General features: G+C 65.8%; 18 protein-coding genes and 1 pseudogene. 8 read left to right on the top strand and 11 right to left on the bottom strand.

What is annotated here, in order from left to right:
• Positions 1–19: 19 nt before the first annotated feature.
• Positions 20–523: an ester cyclase gene (locus tag AC1RWI_RS07410; protein ID WP_043353118.1), complete on the bottom strand. Its 504-nt coding sequence runs from the start codon at positions 521–523 to the stop codon at positions 20–22.
• 414 nt (positions 524–937) lie between these two features.
• On the opposite strand from AC1RWI_RS07410, the gene AC1RWI_RS07405 reads away from it, so the two are divergent.
• Positions 938–2,185, top strand: coding sequence for a collagen-like triple helix repeat-containing protein (locus AC1RWI_RS07405; RefSeq protein WP_492865410.1), 1,248 nt, complete (start codon positions 938–940; stop codon positions 2,183–2,185).
• Between the two features lie 29 nt (positions 2,186–2,214).
• On the opposite strand, the gene AC1RWI_RS07400 is transcribed toward AC1RWI_RS07405, so the two are convergent.
• The gene (locus AC1RWI_RS07400; protein WP_492865408.1) at positions 2,215–3,501 is read right to left on the bottom strand and encodes a DUF2325 domain-containing protein; all 1,287 of its coding nucleotides are present in this window, start codon (positions 3,499–3,501) and stop codon (positions 2,215–2,217) included.
• 230 nt (positions 3,502–3,731) lie between these two features.
• Here AC1RWI_RS07400 and AC1RWI_RS07395 point away from each other — a divergent pair, with 230 nt between their 5' ends.
• From AC1RWI_RS07395 to AC1RWI_RS07385, 3 genes are all read left to right on the top strand, one after another.
• Positions 3,732–4,088, top strand: coding sequence for a gamma-glutamylcyclotransferase family protein (locus AC1RWI_RS07395; protein ID WP_144409919.1), 357 nt, complete (start codon positions 3,732–3,734; stop codon positions 4,086–4,088).
• Between the two features lie 150 nt (positions 4,089–4,238).
• A complete protein-coding gene (locus tag AC1RWI_RS07390) occupies positions 4,239–4,667 on the top strand; it encodes a TOBE domain-containing protein (RefSeq protein ID WP_492865406.1) in 429 nt (142 codons plus the stop codon).
• A gap of 211 nt (positions 4,668–4,878) precedes the next feature.
• Positions 4,879–5,205, top strand: coding sequence for a winged helix-turn-helix domain-containing protein (locus AC1RWI_RS07385; RefSeq protein WP_043357615.1), 327 nt, complete (start codon positions 4,879–4,881; stop codon positions 5,203–5,205).
• Positions 5,206–5,333: 128 nt separating this feature from the next.
• On the opposite strand, the gene AC1RWI_RS07380 is transcribed toward AC1RWI_RS07385, so the two are convergent.
• Complete coding sequence (locus AC1RWI_RS07380) at positions 5,334–5,828, bottom strand: hypothetical protein (protein ID WP_492865404.1); 495 nt, start codon at positions 5,826–5,828, stop codon at positions 5,334–5,336.
• A gap of 188 nt (positions 5,829–6,016) precedes the next feature.
• Here AC1RWI_RS07380 and AC1RWI_RS07375 point away from each other — a divergent pair, with 188 nt between their 5' ends.
• Entirely contained in the window at positions 6,017–6,520 is a 504-nt protein-coding gene (locus AC1RWI_RS07375) for a GyrI-like domain-containing protein (RefSeq protein ID WP_492865402.1), read from the top strand.
• Positions 6,521–6,531: 11 nt separating this feature from the next.
• Here AC1RWI_RS07375 and AC1RWI_RS07370 read toward each other — a convergent pair whose 3' ends face one another.
• Positions 6,532–6,684 carry a hypothetical protein gene (locus tag AC1RWI_RS07370; protein WP_158408293.1) on the bottom strand — a complete coding sequence of 51 codons (153 nt, stop codon included), beginning with the start codon at positions 6,682–6,684 and terminating at the stop codon, positions 6,532–6,534.
• On the opposite strand from AC1RWI_RS07370, the gene AC1RWI_RS07365 reads away from it, so the two are divergent.
• The 3 genes and pseudogenes from AC1RWI_RS07365 to AC1RWI_RS07355 all read left to right on the top strand — a co-directional run.
• The gene (locus tag AC1RWI_RS07365) at positions 6,671–6,946 is read left to right on the top strand and encodes a hypothetical protein (RefSeq protein WP_043353122.1); all 276 of its coding nucleotides are present in this window, start codon (positions 6,671–6,673) and stop codon (positions 6,944–6,946) included. The genes AC1RWI_RS07370 and AC1RWI_RS07365 overlap by 14 nt on opposite strands.
• 142 nt (positions 6,947–7,088) lie before the next feature.
• A complete protein-coding gene (locus AC1RWI_RS07360; protein ID WP_043353124.1) occupies positions 7,089–7,469 on the top strand; it encodes a VOC family protein in 381 nt (126 codons plus the stop codon).
• A 35-nt stretch (positions 7,470–7,504) separates the two neighbouring features.
• Positions 7,505–7,687: pseudogene (locus AC1RWI_RS07355) on the top strand (hypothetical protein); the annotation flags it as partial.
• Positions 7,688–7,691: 4 nt separating this feature from the next.
• Here the strand turns inward: AC1RWI_RS07355 and AC1RWI_RS07350 are convergent.
• The 7 genes from AC1RWI_RS07350 to AC1RWI_RS07320 form a co-directional block, all read right to left on the bottom strand.
• A complete protein-coding gene (locus tag AC1RWI_RS07350; RefSeq protein ID WP_043353126.1) occupies positions 7,692–8,129 on the bottom strand; it encodes an ester cyclase in 438 nt (145 codons plus the stop codon).
• Positions 8,130–8,214: 85 nt separating this feature from the next.
• Positions 8,215–9,192 carry a Bug family tripartite tricarboxylate transporter substrate binding protein gene (locus AC1RWI_RS07345; RefSeq protein ID WP_043353128.1) on the bottom strand — a complete coding sequence of 326 codons (978 nt, stop codon included), beginning with the start codon at positions 9,190–9,192 and terminating at the stop codon, positions 8,215–8,217.
• Between the two features lie 63 nt (positions 9,193–9,255).
• Positions 9,256–10,062, bottom strand: coding sequence for an SDR family NAD(P)-dependent oxidoreductase (locus tag AC1RWI_RS07340; protein ID WP_201777380.1), 807 nt, complete (start codon positions 10,060–10,062; stop codon positions 9,256–9,258).
• Positions 10,063–10,284: 222 nt separating this feature from the next.
• On the bottom strand, positions 10,285–11,382 hold the full coding sequence (locus AC1RWI_RS07335; protein ID WP_492865398.1) for a substrate-binding domain-containing protein: 1,098 nt from the start codon (positions 11,380–11,382) through the stop codon (positions 10,285–10,287).
• 112 nt (positions 11,383–11,494) lie between these two features.
• Positions 11,495–12,115 (bottom strand): flavodoxin family protein, encoded by a 621-nt coding sequence (locus AC1RWI_RS07330; protein WP_043353130.1) that lies wholly within the window; start codon positions 12,113–12,115, stop codon positions 11,495–11,497.
• 133 nt (positions 12,116–12,248) lie between these two features.
• Complete coding sequence (locus AC1RWI_RS07325; RefSeq protein ID WP_492865396.1) at positions 12,249–12,776, bottom strand: Rv1443c family protein; 528 nt, start codon at positions 12,774–12,776, stop codon at positions 12,249–12,251.
• A gap of 83 nt (positions 12,777–12,859) precedes the next feature.
• On the bottom strand, positions 12,860–13,423 hold the full coding sequence (locus AC1RWI_RS07320) for a P-loop nucleotide/nucleoside kinase family protein (protein ID WP_492865394.1): 564 nt from the start codon (positions 13,421–13,423) through the stop codon (positions 12,860–12,862).
• Between the last annotated feature and the right edge of the window lie 147 nt (positions 13,424–13,570).

Raw genomic sequence — 13,570 nt, 5'->3', positions numbered from 1 at the left:
GTGGTTCTTGTTTTTCTTTTTATGCGGCTTCGGCCTGGCGCGCTTGTGGCTGGCCCAGCAGGCCGCCGATCAGCTGGGGCAGCATGTCCGGCGGCGTGCCGGCCAGCAACTGGCGCAGCATCGTCAGCGTGTCGAAATACACGCGCTCGCAAACCAGGCGCTCGCCCTCGAAGATGAACAGCGCGATCATGCGGCAGCGAAACGCATTGCCCGTCGGCGGCAAGCCGCGTAACGGGCCACGGTGCGTGCCCAGCAGCCAGAACTCCACGATCACGGCATCGTCCGTGTGGCGCAGCTGGATGATCTCGTGGCGCTGGTCGGGGAAGGCCAGGCGGCTGTCGATGTAGTACTGGCGCACGGTGTCGATGCCGTCATGCACTTCGCCACTGGGAATCAGCTCGTAGTGCGGGTGCGGGAAGGTGGCGAGCACGGCGTCGAAATCCTGCCGGGTTTCATCGGCGAAGTGGTCAAGCACCAGGCGCTCGCGGCGCGCCTTGAGATCGGGGGGGAGGGTTGTGGTCATGTTGAAAGCTCCGTGGCGGGCAATCTGCGGAACACTGCGGCCGATGCCGCAGTCCGTTGCCTGGAGCGATTATCTGCAGCGCGCCGGTGCAAGACTGTCGCCGCTTGGCAGTTGCCGATCCGGATAAACCCCGGGTTTGGCGCGCGCGTGCCAGGCGCCCGTTTCTTCTGTTTGATTGGCGGTGGAGCCGGGGGGGCGTTACGTAACGCGTAACGGAAAAGGTGGGTGATGGGCGCGCTTCAAACGCGCGATCCCGGCCACGTTAATTTCCCGCAAAGCCAATCCACAAGCGGGTTTCCGGGCTGTGAGCACGGTCGCGCGCGGCACGGGAAAAGGCGCCTTTTACTTCGGGCATAACTATTGCGTCCAGGCCACTACTTGACGATTCAACGCAATAACCAGAGAGGTCTGACCGTGCGCAATCAGCAATATTTCCTTGGTATCACATTGGGCGCGTTGGTGCTGCTTGGCGGCTGTGCCAACGGATCCGACGGCGCCATGGGCAAGACTGGCGCCACAGGCCCGACGGGCAATACGGGCGCGGCGGGCAACACCGGTGTCACGGGTGCGGCCGGTAGCGCAGGCGCCAAGGGCGATGCCGGGGCTACCGGCGCCACGGGGACGAACGGAACGAACGGAACGAACGGAACGAACGGCGCGGCGGGAGCCACGGGCGCAACGGGTTCCGCAGGCGCTACCGGTGCCACGGGCGCCACGGGCCCGAACGGTGCGGGCGGCGCCACGGGTGCTACAGGTCCCTCGGGCCCCACTGGCGCCACCGGATCTGCGGGATCCACGGGGGCCACCGGCCCGGCGGGCGGCACGGGACCCACCGGCGCCACCGGTGCTACCGGTGCTACCGGGGGCACGGGGCTCACCGGCGCGACCGGCCCTTCGGCGCTCAATCAACTCGGCACGGCAATCAGCGGCGTGGGCAGCGCCGTCGGCGCGGTGGGCACCGGCCCGCTGGCCGCCGTCACCACGCCGGTGGGATCCATCGTCAGCCAAGTTGGCCAGATCGTGGGTGGCGCGGGACCGCAGGCCATCACCAGTCCGGTGACCCAGATCACAGGCACGCTCGGCCAGGCGATCGTGCCGCTGACCTCCACGCTGACCGGCGCCACGCAGACCCTGGGCGCGGCGACCGGCCTGGGTTCCGTCGTCGACAATCTGCTGCGCACTGTTGGCGGTACGGTGGGCACCGTTGGCACTACGATCACGCAGACCAACGCGCCGGTGGTATCCAGCCTGGGGGGCATCGTGACGTCCACCGGCAATACGGTTTCCGCGCTGGGCGGCCTGGTCAACGCCCCCACGGGCGGCACTGGCAATAATCCGCTGGCCCCGGTCACGAACCTGCTTGGCGGGCTGACGGGCGGTCTGACGGGTGGCCTGGCACCGGGCAATACGCCGACGTCGGGCCTGCTCGCGCCAGTGACCAGCCTGCTCAACAACACCCTCGGCACGGTGACGCATGCCACGGGCAGTGGCGGCGGCGCGCTGCCTGGTGCCTTGCCTGGCTCGCTGACCAGTGCATTGGCTCCGGTCACCAACGTGCTGTCAGGCGCAACAGGTGCAACCGGCACGGCGGGCGCCGGCAATGCGGGCACGGGTGGCCTGCTCGGCGGACTGCTTGGCGGGTTGGGCGGCACCAAGCCCTGATACGTTGGCGCCATGGCGCTGGCTTCTTGCTACGCCGCTGCGCTGACGCGCGTGGTCAGCTCGACAAAGCTGGCCACGCTGGCGGTTCGCAAGGGATAGTAGGCCACCTGATGGCGCTCGCAAACGCGCTTGAGCATGCTCATGGAGTCATGGTCGATGCAGTCGACGGGAAACACCACCATGTCCGCGCGGGCCACGGTTGCCGCCAGCAGGCCCTTCCTGTCCTCGATGCCGCCGTCGTGCAGCACGAGCTGGCCGCCGGTGGATTCCACCAGCGATTTCAGGGTGTGGTTGGAGCCGGGGCGTCCGCCGACATAGACAATGCGTTTTCCCTGTAGCTGGCGCAGCCCGGCGTGGCGCTCCTCCCCTTGTGCCGCGGCGGGGAGCACGGCGCGTTCCATGGCTTGCGATTCGGCGCGGCTGATCTTCAGCTGGGCCAGCGCGTCGTCAAGCTGCGCGCGCACCGCTTGCATCTGCTCGTGTTCGCGCATGGCGCGTTGCTCCGCGGCTTCGCGGCGGCTTGCTTGCAGTGCGAGTTCCGCATCGCGTGCCGCCAGGCTTTCTTGCAGTATCTGCAATGTCGCATCCATATCCGTACCTGTGTCGCGCGGCCCCGCTTGCCGGGCCGCGCGCGCGTTCAGCTGGCTGAGCGGATCGCTCATCTGGCGGATCGCCATTTCATGCCGCGTGTTCAACGCCTGCAGGCGCTCCTGCAGGCGCTCGAGCTTGTCCCGCAGCGTGGCGTTTTCTTCTTCCAGCGCGATCAGCCGGCGGATGTCGGCGCGATTCGCCGCACCCACCAGGTGCGACAGCATATGCACCTCGCCAAACGCCGCCTGGCGAACCGCGGTGCCGGCTTCAGGGTGCGTCATCACCGCCCAGTAAGCCGGCGGGATGTCGCCGCTGCTGACGGCGTCGTCCCAGAGCTTGCGCACGGCATCCGCATCCCTGGCCACGCCGAAACGCTTCAAGGTGCTCGCGTAGCGCTCATCGAGCGCTTTCTGGAATGCTTTGCAACCCTCGCCGCCCGCGCTGGAAAGCTTGACCGCTTCATGGTGGATTTCGAGGTCGGTGGCGCGCTGCCGGTCCAGCGTGGTGAAGCGCGGTACCAGCTTGCGCAGCTCGCTGGTGGTCATGCAAGTGCCTATCACTGAGCAGTGCAGGTGCGAGTCCAGCTCGGCCAGGCGCGTGCGCCGCCGTACTGCGCGGCTCTGCGGCTCGGCTGGCGAGCAACAACCGGTGGCCGGTGGCTGCTCGTGGCCAAGCGCTGCACCAATGCCATTGGCGCGAGCAAGGCGAAACGGTGGCGTGTGCATGCGGACCTCGCGTGAGAGAAGACGGGCAGGGTGGCGCGTTGCCATGCCTCGGAGAGGGGCAACGCCAGGATTCCCGTTCGGTCAGCGAAATATACCATTGAATATAACGGATGTGCGGCGGCGCAGGCAGCGCGTCGCAGGCGCATCAGGTATGTCATGCGGCGCTGCCGGCAACCACCGGGCATGCCCTAGAATTGCAGCGCCAGACAGGCAGATCAAAAGGAGTGGCGATGATGGTGGATGCGAAGGATACGGCTGTACTGCTTTTTTCCTACGGGACGTTGCAAGACAAGGCGGTGCAGATCGCCAACTTCGGCCGCGAACTGGCCGGCCGCGATGACGCCATCCCCGGCTACTCGCAATCGATGGTCGCCATCGATGACCCCGCCGTGGTTGCTACCAGCGGAAAGACGCATCATCCGATTGTCCAGCCCAGCCCGGATCCCAACGATGCGGTGGCCGGCATGGTCTTCGAGATCACCGCGCAGGAACTGGCCGCGGCCGATGCCTATGAAGTCTCTGACTACAAGCGCATCGCGGTGACGCTGAAATCCGGCGTTCAGGCGTGGGTCTATGTCCGGGCCTGATCTGGCAATCTGGCAAGAATGGTGATCAGGAAGGACGGCATGGCGAAGGGATGTGAACGCGCTATGATCGGGCGATCAGGCACCCGGGCGCCACAGGCCGGGACCCATGCGGCCGGGCGATGGCCGCGGACATGACGAGGCAAGGGCAAGATGAAAACCAGCGCAAGAAACCAATTGAGCGGTAAGGTCAGCGCGGTCCACAAAGGCGCGGTAAACGATGAAATCGAACTGGAGATCGCCAGCGGCGTGCGGATCGTGGCGACCATCACCGCCGAGAGCACGAAGCGCCTCGGGCTGGCGGTCGGCAAGGAAGCCGTCGCGCTGATCAAGGCAACGTCCGTGATCGTGGGTGTGCCCGACCCGGACATCCTCCTCTCCGCGCGCAACCAGCTTGCCGGCACGGTATCGGGCATCAGGATCGGGGCGGTGAATGCGGAGGTTTCCATCGGCCTGGCGCAGGGCGGCGAGATCGTGGCCATCATCACCAATGACAGCGTGACCAGCCTCGGGCTGGTGCAAGGCGGCGCGGCTGTCGCCATCTTCAAGGCCTCCAGCGTCCTGCTGGCCGCGCGCGCATAGGCGTGCCGCGCAATGGCGCCTTTTGGGTGGCCGGCGCCGCGAACACTTGTAACGCTTTGCGGATCGTATGGTGCTATCCGCGTCGGCGCGAGCGCTATTGCATGGCGCGCGTATTCCGCTGGGGATGCCGCCGGGGTACCATGCCGCCATGGTCAAACTTGCTCGCTCCCGAACCTCGGTCAGCCCGGATACGCCGCAGGCGCTGTTTCGCATGCGCGTCATGCTGGGCGATACCATCGCCATTGGCCCCGGCAAAATTGCGCTGCTGGAAGCGATCCGCGAATGCGGCTCCATTTCCGCTGCGGCGAAACACCTCGACATGTCCTACAAGCGGGCCTGGGATCTGCTCAACGAAATCAACCGCTCGCTGGCCAGGCCGGCAGTGGATTCCGAACATGGCGGCGCGCAGGGTGGCGGCACCGTGCTCACGCCGGTGGGCGAGGAAGCGATCCGGCTCTACCGCGCCGCGGAGCTACGCGCGGCCAAGGCCTGCGAGGCCGAGATCAACGGCCTGATCAAGCTGCTGGCCAAGCCCTGAACCCTGAACCCTAAGATGCTGATTGTTTCAAAATGAAGCGAGGCGGTTCTGGCCACGCGCGGCCGCAGACAGTACAAGCGAATCGGCCAAGGCCGCGCAACGACGCCAGAATCTTTCGGAAATGGCCTCTAAGCCTGCCACTGCCGGACCTCGATGCCACTGACCGCGAGCGCCTGGCGCGGGCCAAGCTTGAGGTCGCGCAATGACACCAGGTGGAGCCCGCCAAGGTCGGGATCGAACGCCACGCCGTCCTTTTCCACCACCAGGATCACGCCGCTGCCCACGGCCGTGTTGTACAGCTCGTGCCAGGTGAACAGGCACCGGTAGCCGTCTTTCGCGACCACGGCGACCACGCTCTGCTTGCGCCGCCCGATGGGCAGTGCCTGCATGCCGGCGAGGTCAAGCAACTGCGTCACGCGCACGCCGCGCCAGTGCCGCACTTCGCGGACATGGCGCCCCGAATAGCATTGGATGGTTGCCGGCCCGCCCACCATATCAGCGCAGCCCGCCAGGGCTGCCGCGTCCAGGTTGAGCGTTTGCGGCAGCCCCGAAATCGTCAGCGCATCGGACTGGTATTGCCGCACGTTGCTCTCGCCAGTGCTGGCGGACAGTGCTTCATTCACGGAACTCTCTCCTTGGCTGGCCAGGGCGCCTGCTTTGACCCGCGTTGTATACATCGCTATATTTCGCTAATCAAGGCATGGTACGAGCTTCGAATCGGCGTATCAAGTGCCGGCGGCGTTTGCGCTATGCTTGGCGCCGCGCACGCCGCACATCTCCCATGGACTGCTGTTTCTCCGAGCCACAACGCATGCAAGAACCGAACGCCACCGTTCTGCCCACCCCACGTTTTGAAGCCGGCCGCACATTCTGGATAGCGGGCCTCGGCGGGCGGTTCACCCTGGAAACGAACGGCGGCATCCCCGCGCTCTGGGAAGCATTCGGCCCCTCCATTGGCGAAGTCCCGGGCCAGGTGGGCGGGATGACCTACGGACTGTGCTGCAATCCCAGGGACGATGGCAGCTTCGAGTATGTGGCCGGCGTGGAAGTGAGCAGCCCGGACGGACTGCCGTCATCGTTTCGCTGCATCAAGGTCGAGCCGCAGCGCTACGCCGTATTCGTGCATGCAGGCGATATTTCGACGCTGCACGAGACGTTTCACCGCATCTGGCACAAATGGCTGCCGGCGTCCGGGTTCCAGGCCGGGCATGCGCCTGAGTTTGAGCGCTACAGCGCGGACTTCGATCCGGTGGCGGGGACGGGCACCGTGGAAATCTGGCTGCCGGTCAGGGGTGGGGCGGATGCACCGGCCTGAGGCGTTGCCCGTCACGGGCGCGACACCACCATGCCTGTAAAGACAGTTAACGCAGTGATCCTGGCATTGTTTTCCGCAAGCAGTTTTTCCACCACGCCGTGCCCGCCCGATGCGCCGTGCGGCCCGTTGGCGCCGGAATTCAAGGTGGCGATGTACGCCTCCATCGTTGCCTTCCCGATGGCTTGCGCGAAGCTGGATCCCGCGAACGCGCCGCGCTACGAGGCAGCCTTGTCGGCGGCGCTTGGCCAACTGGGTGCCGACGATCAGGCGGCCATGGACGAGGCAAGGCGCGATCCTGCCTTGCCCGCGATGCTGATCGCCGCGTCGAAGGCGCTTGAGGCGGAGCAATCGCCTGCGCGGCTTGTGCGCAAGTGCAGCCGTGCGCTCCAGCGCACCGAGGCGGCGGAGTCTGGTAGCACGAAGTAAGCCCAGGCTGAATCGCGCGCTGTGCTTTGTTACCTGCCTTGAGTCCCCCGCCGCGATGAACAATACTGGCCCGTAGGCCGCTGCGGCGCGAGCGGGCCGGTTTTGTTTGCGCATGCGCGGAAGTGATTTCAAGGAGCAAGCCATGTTGCGCGACAGTCATGCATTCAGCGGATTCTCGGTCGACGACATCGCCAGGGCCACGAACTTCTATGGCGGTACGCTGGGGCTGGAAGTGTCCGCAAGCGGGGGCTTGCTGACCCTGTATATCGCCGGCGGCAACAACGTGCTGCTTTACTCCAAGCCGAACCACGTGCCTGCGACGTTCACGGTGCTGAATTTCCCGGTGAAGAGCGTGGACAAGGCCGTGGAGACACTCGGCAAGCTCGGCGTGCGCTTCGAGACCTACGACCTGCCTGGGCTGAAGACCGACGAGCGGGGCATCTGCCGCAGCGAGGGCGGCCCCGTCATCGCCTGGTTCAAGGACCCGGCCGGCAATATTCTCTCTGTGCTTGAAGCGACATAAGCTGTTTTGGTCAGGCACCGGACACCGGGCGGCTCGTGGATCGCTTTATATCGCTGCCGGGATCACATGCGCCGCGCATTCTCCTGCTCGACGGCTCGCTGCACCCGAACTCCTGTAGCCGCCTGTTTGCGCTCGAAGCCCAGCGGATCCTTCGGCACCTCGGCGCGCAGACCAAGGTGTTCGATCCGCATGGCCTTTCCCTCACGGACAGCGTGCCATGCGCTAGGTGGCGGCCAGCCCCAGCGAGCGCAGCTTTGCCCCCTGGTCGAAGTACGGCCGCTCGCAAACGATCTTGTCGCTGTCGGGCGCGAACTCGAACGATGCGGCCATGCGCACGCGAAACGCGCGGCCTGTGGGCGGGTAGACGGTGCCGTTCGCCTTCAGGGGGCCTAGGTGGGTGCCGGTGAGCCAGAATTCCACCAGCACCGTGTCGCCGGCCGCGGCGATGCTGATGATCTCGTTGGCCTGGTCGGGGAAGGGCGTGCGCGAAGACGCGAAGTAGCCGCGCACCGCTTGCTCGCCGTCGAAGACCGCGCCGCCTCCGTGCATCTCGTAGCGCGGATGGGCAAAGGTGGCGATGACGGCGTCCCATTCCTGGGTGCACTCCAGGGCCATATGGTCGCGCACGGTCTGGATGCGGGCGAGAGACAGACTATCCATGTTCAGGGCTCCGTGATTTGGGTTTTTTGCGAACTTGCCGGGTGATTGATGCGCTGATGCGTGCATTGACGCGTGCATAAGGCGCTTAGTCCTGCGTCACGCCGGCGGTCTTTGCTACGTCTTTCCACGCCGGGATATCGCGCTCATTCAGCTTGCCGAGTTCCTCGCCGCTCATCGGCGTGGCCGCGATGCCCATCTCCAGCAGGCGGGCCTTGATCTCCGGCGTGGCCAGCACCTGGTTCAAGGCGTCCGACAGCTTCTGTACGATCGGTCTGGGCGTGCCGGCGGGCACATACAGGCCCCAGCGGAATACGCGGTCAAAATCGATGCCCTCGTCGACATAGCTCTTCACCCCGGGCAGGCTCGGCGAACGCGAGGTACAGGTGCCGATCGCCTTGACCTTGCCGGACTTGACGAAGGGCGTGCCCGAAGTCATGTCCACATAGCCCAGCTTGATATGCCCGGCAACGATGTCGTTGAGCACCTGTGGCACGGTCTTGTAGGGAATATGCGTCATCGAGGCGCCGGCCAGTTGCTTGAGCACCTCGCCGCAGAATTGGCCCGTGGAGCCGGTGCCCCAACTGGCGTACTGCACTTCGTTGGGATGGCTCTTGGTGTACGCCACCAGCGCCTTGATGTCGTTCGCGGGAAAGTCATTGCTGGCCACCAGCAGGATGGCGGCGGTGCCGACCTGGCCGATGGCGGTGAAGTCCTTCACCGGGTCATACGGCAGCTTGGTGTAGACCGCGGCGTTCAGCATATGCGTGGTCGCGCCGCCGAGCGTGAAGGTGTAGCCGTCGGGCGCCGCGCGCGCGACCGCTTGCGTGCCGATGATGCCGGAGGCGCCACCCTTGTTTTCCACCACGATGGGCTGCTTCAGGATGGCCGACATGCGCTGCGCGAGCACGCGGCCAAGGATGTCGCCGCCGGAGCCGGCCGAGATCGGCAGCAACAGGCGGATGGGGTGGGAGGGGTAGTCGGCGGAGGGTTCACTGGCCTGCGCTGCGATTGCGGGCGCGGCAAGCGCGACGACGAGCGTAGCGGCGGCTAGGTGGCGGGGCATGGGGCGTCTCCTGATTCTTTGTCATGTGCCGCGGTGCGGCCTTTGATTCGCTGTCTATTTTCGTCAAAGCCCCAGTCCGCCATCTACCACCATCTCCAGCCCCGTCACATAACGCGACTCATCGGAGGCAAGGAACAACGCCGCGTAGGCGATATCCCACGGCGTGCCTTGCCGGCCCATGGGGCAGCGGCTGTTGCGAAACTCGCGCGCGGCCTGCACGGCGGCTTCGTCGCCATCGGTCAGGTGGGCCGCATGGGGCGTATCGATCAGGCCGGGCAGGATCACATTGCAGCGCACCTGGTCCGCGGCGTAGCGGCGCGCGAGGATCCGCGTCATGTGGTTGAGCGCGGCCTTCGATGCGTTGTAGGAGAGAAAGGGCATCGGGCCCCATTTGCGGCTGGCGATCGACGAGATGTTGATGATCGAGCCGCCGCCCTGCGCGATCATGTGCGGCATTGCCTTCTGGCAGGCGAGCATGGCGCCTTTGAGGTTGATGTCGAACACGCGGTCCCAGGATTGCTCCGTGATGTCCTCGAGCTCGCCGATCTCCTCGATGCCCACGTTGTTGTGCAGCACGTCGATGCGGCCATAGCGCTCGCGGCAGGCCTCCACCATGGCTGCCAGCCGCGCGCCGTCGCGCACGTCGGCCTCGAAGGCGCTGGCGCTTCCGCCCGCATCCTCGATCTGGCTCGCGGTCCTGCGGGCCAGCGCCAGGTCGCGGTCCACGCACAGCACCCGCGCGCCTTCGCGGGCGTAGACGATGGCGGCGGCTGCGCCGTTGCTGGTGTCGGCGCCGATCGATCCCGCGCCTACGACGATGGCTGCCTTGCCGGCAAGCCGGCTCACTCCTTTGCGATTGCTGTCCGGCATGCTGTGGCTGTCTCCGTGGTGATCTTTGGATGATCTTTACGTGATTGTTTGCATGATCCCCACTACCAGGGATGGAAAAAATATAGCACGGAATTGAAACGTTTCATATAAAGGGTAAACGACTGCCTGCAAGGGCTTGAGACAGGGTAAGGGCATGCCGGAATGGCGGCATCGCGCCGCCCGGCGGGGGCTTGCGTGATGGGTCCGGGGAAAGTGGTAGTCCTAGCTGGCGAGGCGCTTCGCCCGGCCTCGCGCCGGTTTTTTGCCTGCCCCCGTGTGGACGGCGGCGCAGGACTCGCGCAGGATCAGCTCGCAGGTCAGCATCAGGTGCCCGGTTGCGTCAGGGCTGCCTTGCGGATCGATGCCGGGCTCCATCTCGGCAAGGAGCAGGCGGGCGGCATGGCGCCCCAGGTCCTGCAGGTTCCAGGTGAGCGTGGTCAGCTCGGGCGTATGCACCTGGGCCAGTTCGGTATCGCCCACGCACACCACCGACAGGTTGCCCGGAATGTCCCTGCCGGTCTGGCGTGCTGCCTTGAGCGCGCCGGCGAGCAGGGTCGTGCCCAGCCCAAAGATGGCGGTCGGCGGCGCGGTCTGTTGGAACAGCGCCAGGCATTGCGAAAAGGCGACGTCCATCGAACTGGTGTCGATGCGCACAAGCTCCAGCGCATCGCCGATGCCGCGCGCGGCGGCAGCCGTCTCGAAGGCCTGCCAGCGCTCGCGCGCGGGGCGCAGGTGCGAGCTGGGGAAGAGCAGGGCAATGCGGCGGTGGCCAAGATCGAGCAGATAGTTGGCGGTCTTCAGCGCGCCGCTGAAGTGGTCCACCTTGACGCTGGGCCGATCCGGCGCGATATCGCGGTCCAGGATCACCAGCGGCACATCCACCTGCGCGATCCGCTGCTGCAGCTTTCCGGAGCTCTCGGAGCCGGGCGCGAACAGCACGCCGTCAACGCCGACACGGGTCACGTCCAGCAGCAGCTCGCATTCGCGTTCGGTGTCGTTATGGGTGTCGACCAGCAGCAAGGTGTAGCCGGCCTCGCGCAGCACATGTTCGGCCGCGCGCACGATCACGCCGTAGAAGCGGTTGGTGATGTCCGGCACCAGGCAGGCCACCAGGCGCGAGCGCCGCGAGCGCAGGCTGCGGGCCGCGGCGTTGGCGACATAGCCGATCTTGCGCGCCACCTCGAACACGTGGGCGACGGTCTCGGCGGACGGGCCGTCTCGCTCCGCCATCACGTTGGAGGCGGTGCCGACCGAAACGCCCGCTTGCTCGGCCAGGTCCTTCAGGGTCGGCTTGCGCTGCGCTGCGGCTTTTTTCTGCATGGCACTCCACGGATATCGTCGTTTGCTGTGGCGTGCAGTGTAGCACGCTATGAAACGTTTCAATCACGTGAAGCGCATTGGCACGCGTAGGTGTGTATTGGGGCGCAAGCCCTCAGGCTGCCTTCTTCAGCGACGCCAATGCCGCGCGGCCGGCGGCCAGTTGCCGGGCCACTTCCGCCACGCGCGCACCCAGATGCTCGGCCGTGCGCAGGTCTGCCGGCGGCGGCACCACGTCAGCGCTTTCGTCTGCATTCGACTGCGCTGCCGCACCCAGGAAGAAGCCATGGCGATTGAGCGAATCCTCGGTCGATTTCGAGTTGTTGTGGCCCGGGGGCAGGCCAAGGTTGATCCAGTGCATGCCGTGTTGCGCGGAGAAGATCGCGATCTGCTGCAGCGTGGCAAGCTTGTCGCCCGAACGCGAGGCCGAATTGGTGAAGCCAGCCGCCACCTTGTTGGCCCATTTGCCGCCTTTGGCGAAAACGGTGCGCGAGGTGGCGTCCATAAAGCCTTTGAACTGCGCCGACGCGCTGCCCATGTAGGTGGGCGCGCCGAAGATGATGCCCTCCACGTTTTCAAGTGTGTCCCAGTGCTGGTCGATGTCGTCGACGCTGATCAGCAGGCTTTCCACGCCATCGACGCTGGCGGCGCCGCGTGCAACGGCCTGTGCCTGCCTGGCGGTGTGGCCGTAGCCGCTGTGGTAGACGATAGCGATTTGGGTAGCGTTGGGGTTCATGATGCGGTGCCTCGATAAAGTTGGAAATATTTGAATTTGGCTCGCATCGCGTGGATCACTGGATCTGCTCGATTGCTGGGCCGGTGAGGCAAGTCTAGGCGCCGGCCGATCGCGTTGGCGACCGAAATCTCAATTATTCATTGAAATATTTTGAATTATCGGGCGAGGCCAGGGATTCTGTGCGCCCGGCATTTCGTGCCCACCGTGCCAGGCGCCGATGACGGTGGCGAAACAGCCATTTCACGACGGCTGCCATCGCGCTGCCACCGCCGGGCAGCCAGGCTGCGGGTCCGCGCAAGGCAAAGACGAGCCGGTCGTGCACCTCGCAGCCGCCAGGGGTGTCTCGAATCGTTCGTTCGTGCACCCAGCTGCGCATGCTCAGCATCCGCGACGCTTCCTTGAAGCGGTAGCCCGGCCCCACCTCCGCCAGCATGATGTCGTCCGCGTCCACGGGAAACATGCCGAGCGCCAGCAGCCAGCTGCGGCCGAGCCGCTCGCCGAGCGGCAGCTCGCCGATCGTCTTGCCGCGCACGGCGGGCGGCGCCGTCATGCGCAGCCAGGGAAACAGCTCGTCGTTGATGCCTTCAGGCGTGGTCGCGCGCTGCCATGCCTGGCTGGCACTGACCGGCAGGGGGCATGCAAGCTCGAACATCAGGGACATGGCGGCTTTCGATCAGTGGGTGAACGTGTTCGCCATGATAGCGAGCCGAGCCATGCGGTCCGCCGCCTTCCCCGCTTTGCCTGTCAGGTCGCCGCCGCGCCGGTCTCGGATGGCACATGCCGGATCACGTTGAAACCCTCGTGCGCCGACGGGGCCACGAAGTAACGCGTGATGGCATCGAACTGCGCATCGGTCGTCTCGAACGGATGCGTGCCGCTGGCGTTGCGTGCGCGCAGGCGGGCCTTGCACACGGCGTCAGGCACATCGAGGTAGTGGAGTTGATGCGCCACGCCCGCCTGCTCGAAGATGGCCCTGGCCCAGCTGCGCGTGGCCGGCGTGTTGGCAGGGAAATCAAGCACCACCGACATGCCCGCCAGCAGCAGCGCGTCGATGTGGCTGGCCATGGCGTCACGCAATCTTGCGGCGCAGCGGGCATAGTCGGCGACTTCGCGGATCTCGCCGGGATACAAGCGTGACAGCCAGTCGTCCTCGCTGATCCGCACGGTGGCTGGCCGGGCAGCGACCTGCCTGGCCAGTGTCGATTTGCCGGAGCCGATCTTGCCGCAGACCATATAGAGGACGGCGGGTGCTGCTGCTTGTGGTGCTTGTGGTGCTTGTGCTGCTGCTGCGGGGCGGGTTGGCTGCATCTTCAGGCTCCTTGGTGTTTGCAGGCCCCAAGGCGGCGGGCACAAAAAACCCGCCTCGTTGGGCGGGTCGCTGTGTGTGCTCAGTCCACGTGCGCTAACCCACCATCCCTGGGATGGTGCGAATAATCGACGGGTTTTGCGCGCTGG

It is taken from the genome of Cupriavidus sp. MPR-AND1C (assembly GCF_058809705.1).
This window is presented reverse-complemented; position numbering and strand designations above follow the sequence as displayed.

Bases quoted from the DNA above. Each gene is read 5' to 3' on its own strand.
- AC1RWI_RS07410 (WP_043353118.1), bottom strand. From the start codon at position 523: ATGACCACAACCCTCCCCCCCGATCTCAAGGCGCGCCGCGAGCGCCTG.
- AC1RWI_RS07400 (WP_492865408.1), bottom strand. From the start codon at position 3,501: ATGCACACGCCACCGTTTCGCCTTGCTCGCGCCAATGGCATTGGTGCA.
- AC1RWI_RS07395 (WP_144409919.1), top strand. From the start codon at position 3,732: ATGATGGTGGATGCGAAGGATACGGCTGTACTGCTTTTTTCCTACGGG.
- AC1RWI_RS07390 (WP_492865406.1), top strand. From the start codon at position 4,239: ATGAAAACCAGCGCAAGAAACCAATTGAGCGGTAAGGTCAGCGCGGTC.
- AC1RWI_RS07385 (WP_043357615.1), top strand. From the start codon at position 4,879: ATGCGCGTCATGCTGGGCGATACCATCGCCATTGGCCCCGGCAAAATT.
- AC1RWI_RS07375 (WP_492865402.1), top strand. From the start codon at position 6,017: ATGCAAGAACCGAACGCCACCGTTCTGCCCACCCCACGTTTTGAAGCC.
- AC1RWI_RS07365 (WP_043353122.1), top strand. From the start codon at position 6,671: ATGTACGCCTCCATCGTTGCCTTCCCGATGGCTTGCGCGAAGCTGGAT.
- AC1RWI_RS07370 (WP_158408293.1), bottom strand. From the start codon at position 6,684: ATGGAGGCGTACATCGCCACCTTGAATTCCGGCGCCAACGGGCCGCAC.
- AC1RWI_RS07360 (WP_043353124.1), top strand. From the start codon at position 7,089: ATGTTGCGCGACAGTCATGCATTCAGCGGATTCTCGGTCGACGACATC.
- AC1RWI_RS07350 (WP_043353126.1), bottom strand. From the start codon at position 8,129: ATGGATAGTCTGTCTCTCGCCCGCATCCAGACCGTGCGCGACCATATG.
- AC1RWI_RS07345 (WP_043353128.1), bottom strand. From the start codon at position 9,192: ATGCCCCGCCACCTAGCCGCCGCTACGCTCGTCGTCGCGCTTGCCGCG.
- AC1RWI_RS07340 (WP_201777380.1), bottom strand. From the start codon at position 10,062: ATGCCGGACAGCAATCGCAAAGGAGTGAGCCGGCTTGCCGGCAAGGCA.
- AC1RWI_RS07335 (WP_492865398.1), bottom strand. From the start codon at position 11,382: ATGCAGAAAAAAGCCGCAGCGCAGCGCAAGCCGACCCTGAAGGACCTG.
- AC1RWI_RS07330 (WP_043353130.1), bottom strand. From the start codon at position 12,115: ATGAACCCCAACGCTACCCAAATCGCTATCGTCTACCACAGCGGCTAC.
- AC1RWI_RS07325 (WP_492865396.1), bottom strand. From the start codon at position 12,776: ATGTCCCTGATGTTCGAGCTTGCATGCCCCCTGCCGGTCAGTGCCAGC.
- AC1RWI_RS07320 (WP_492865394.1), bottom strand. From the start codon at position 13,423: ATGCAGCCAACCCGCCCCGCAGCAGCAGCACAAGCACCACAAGCACCA.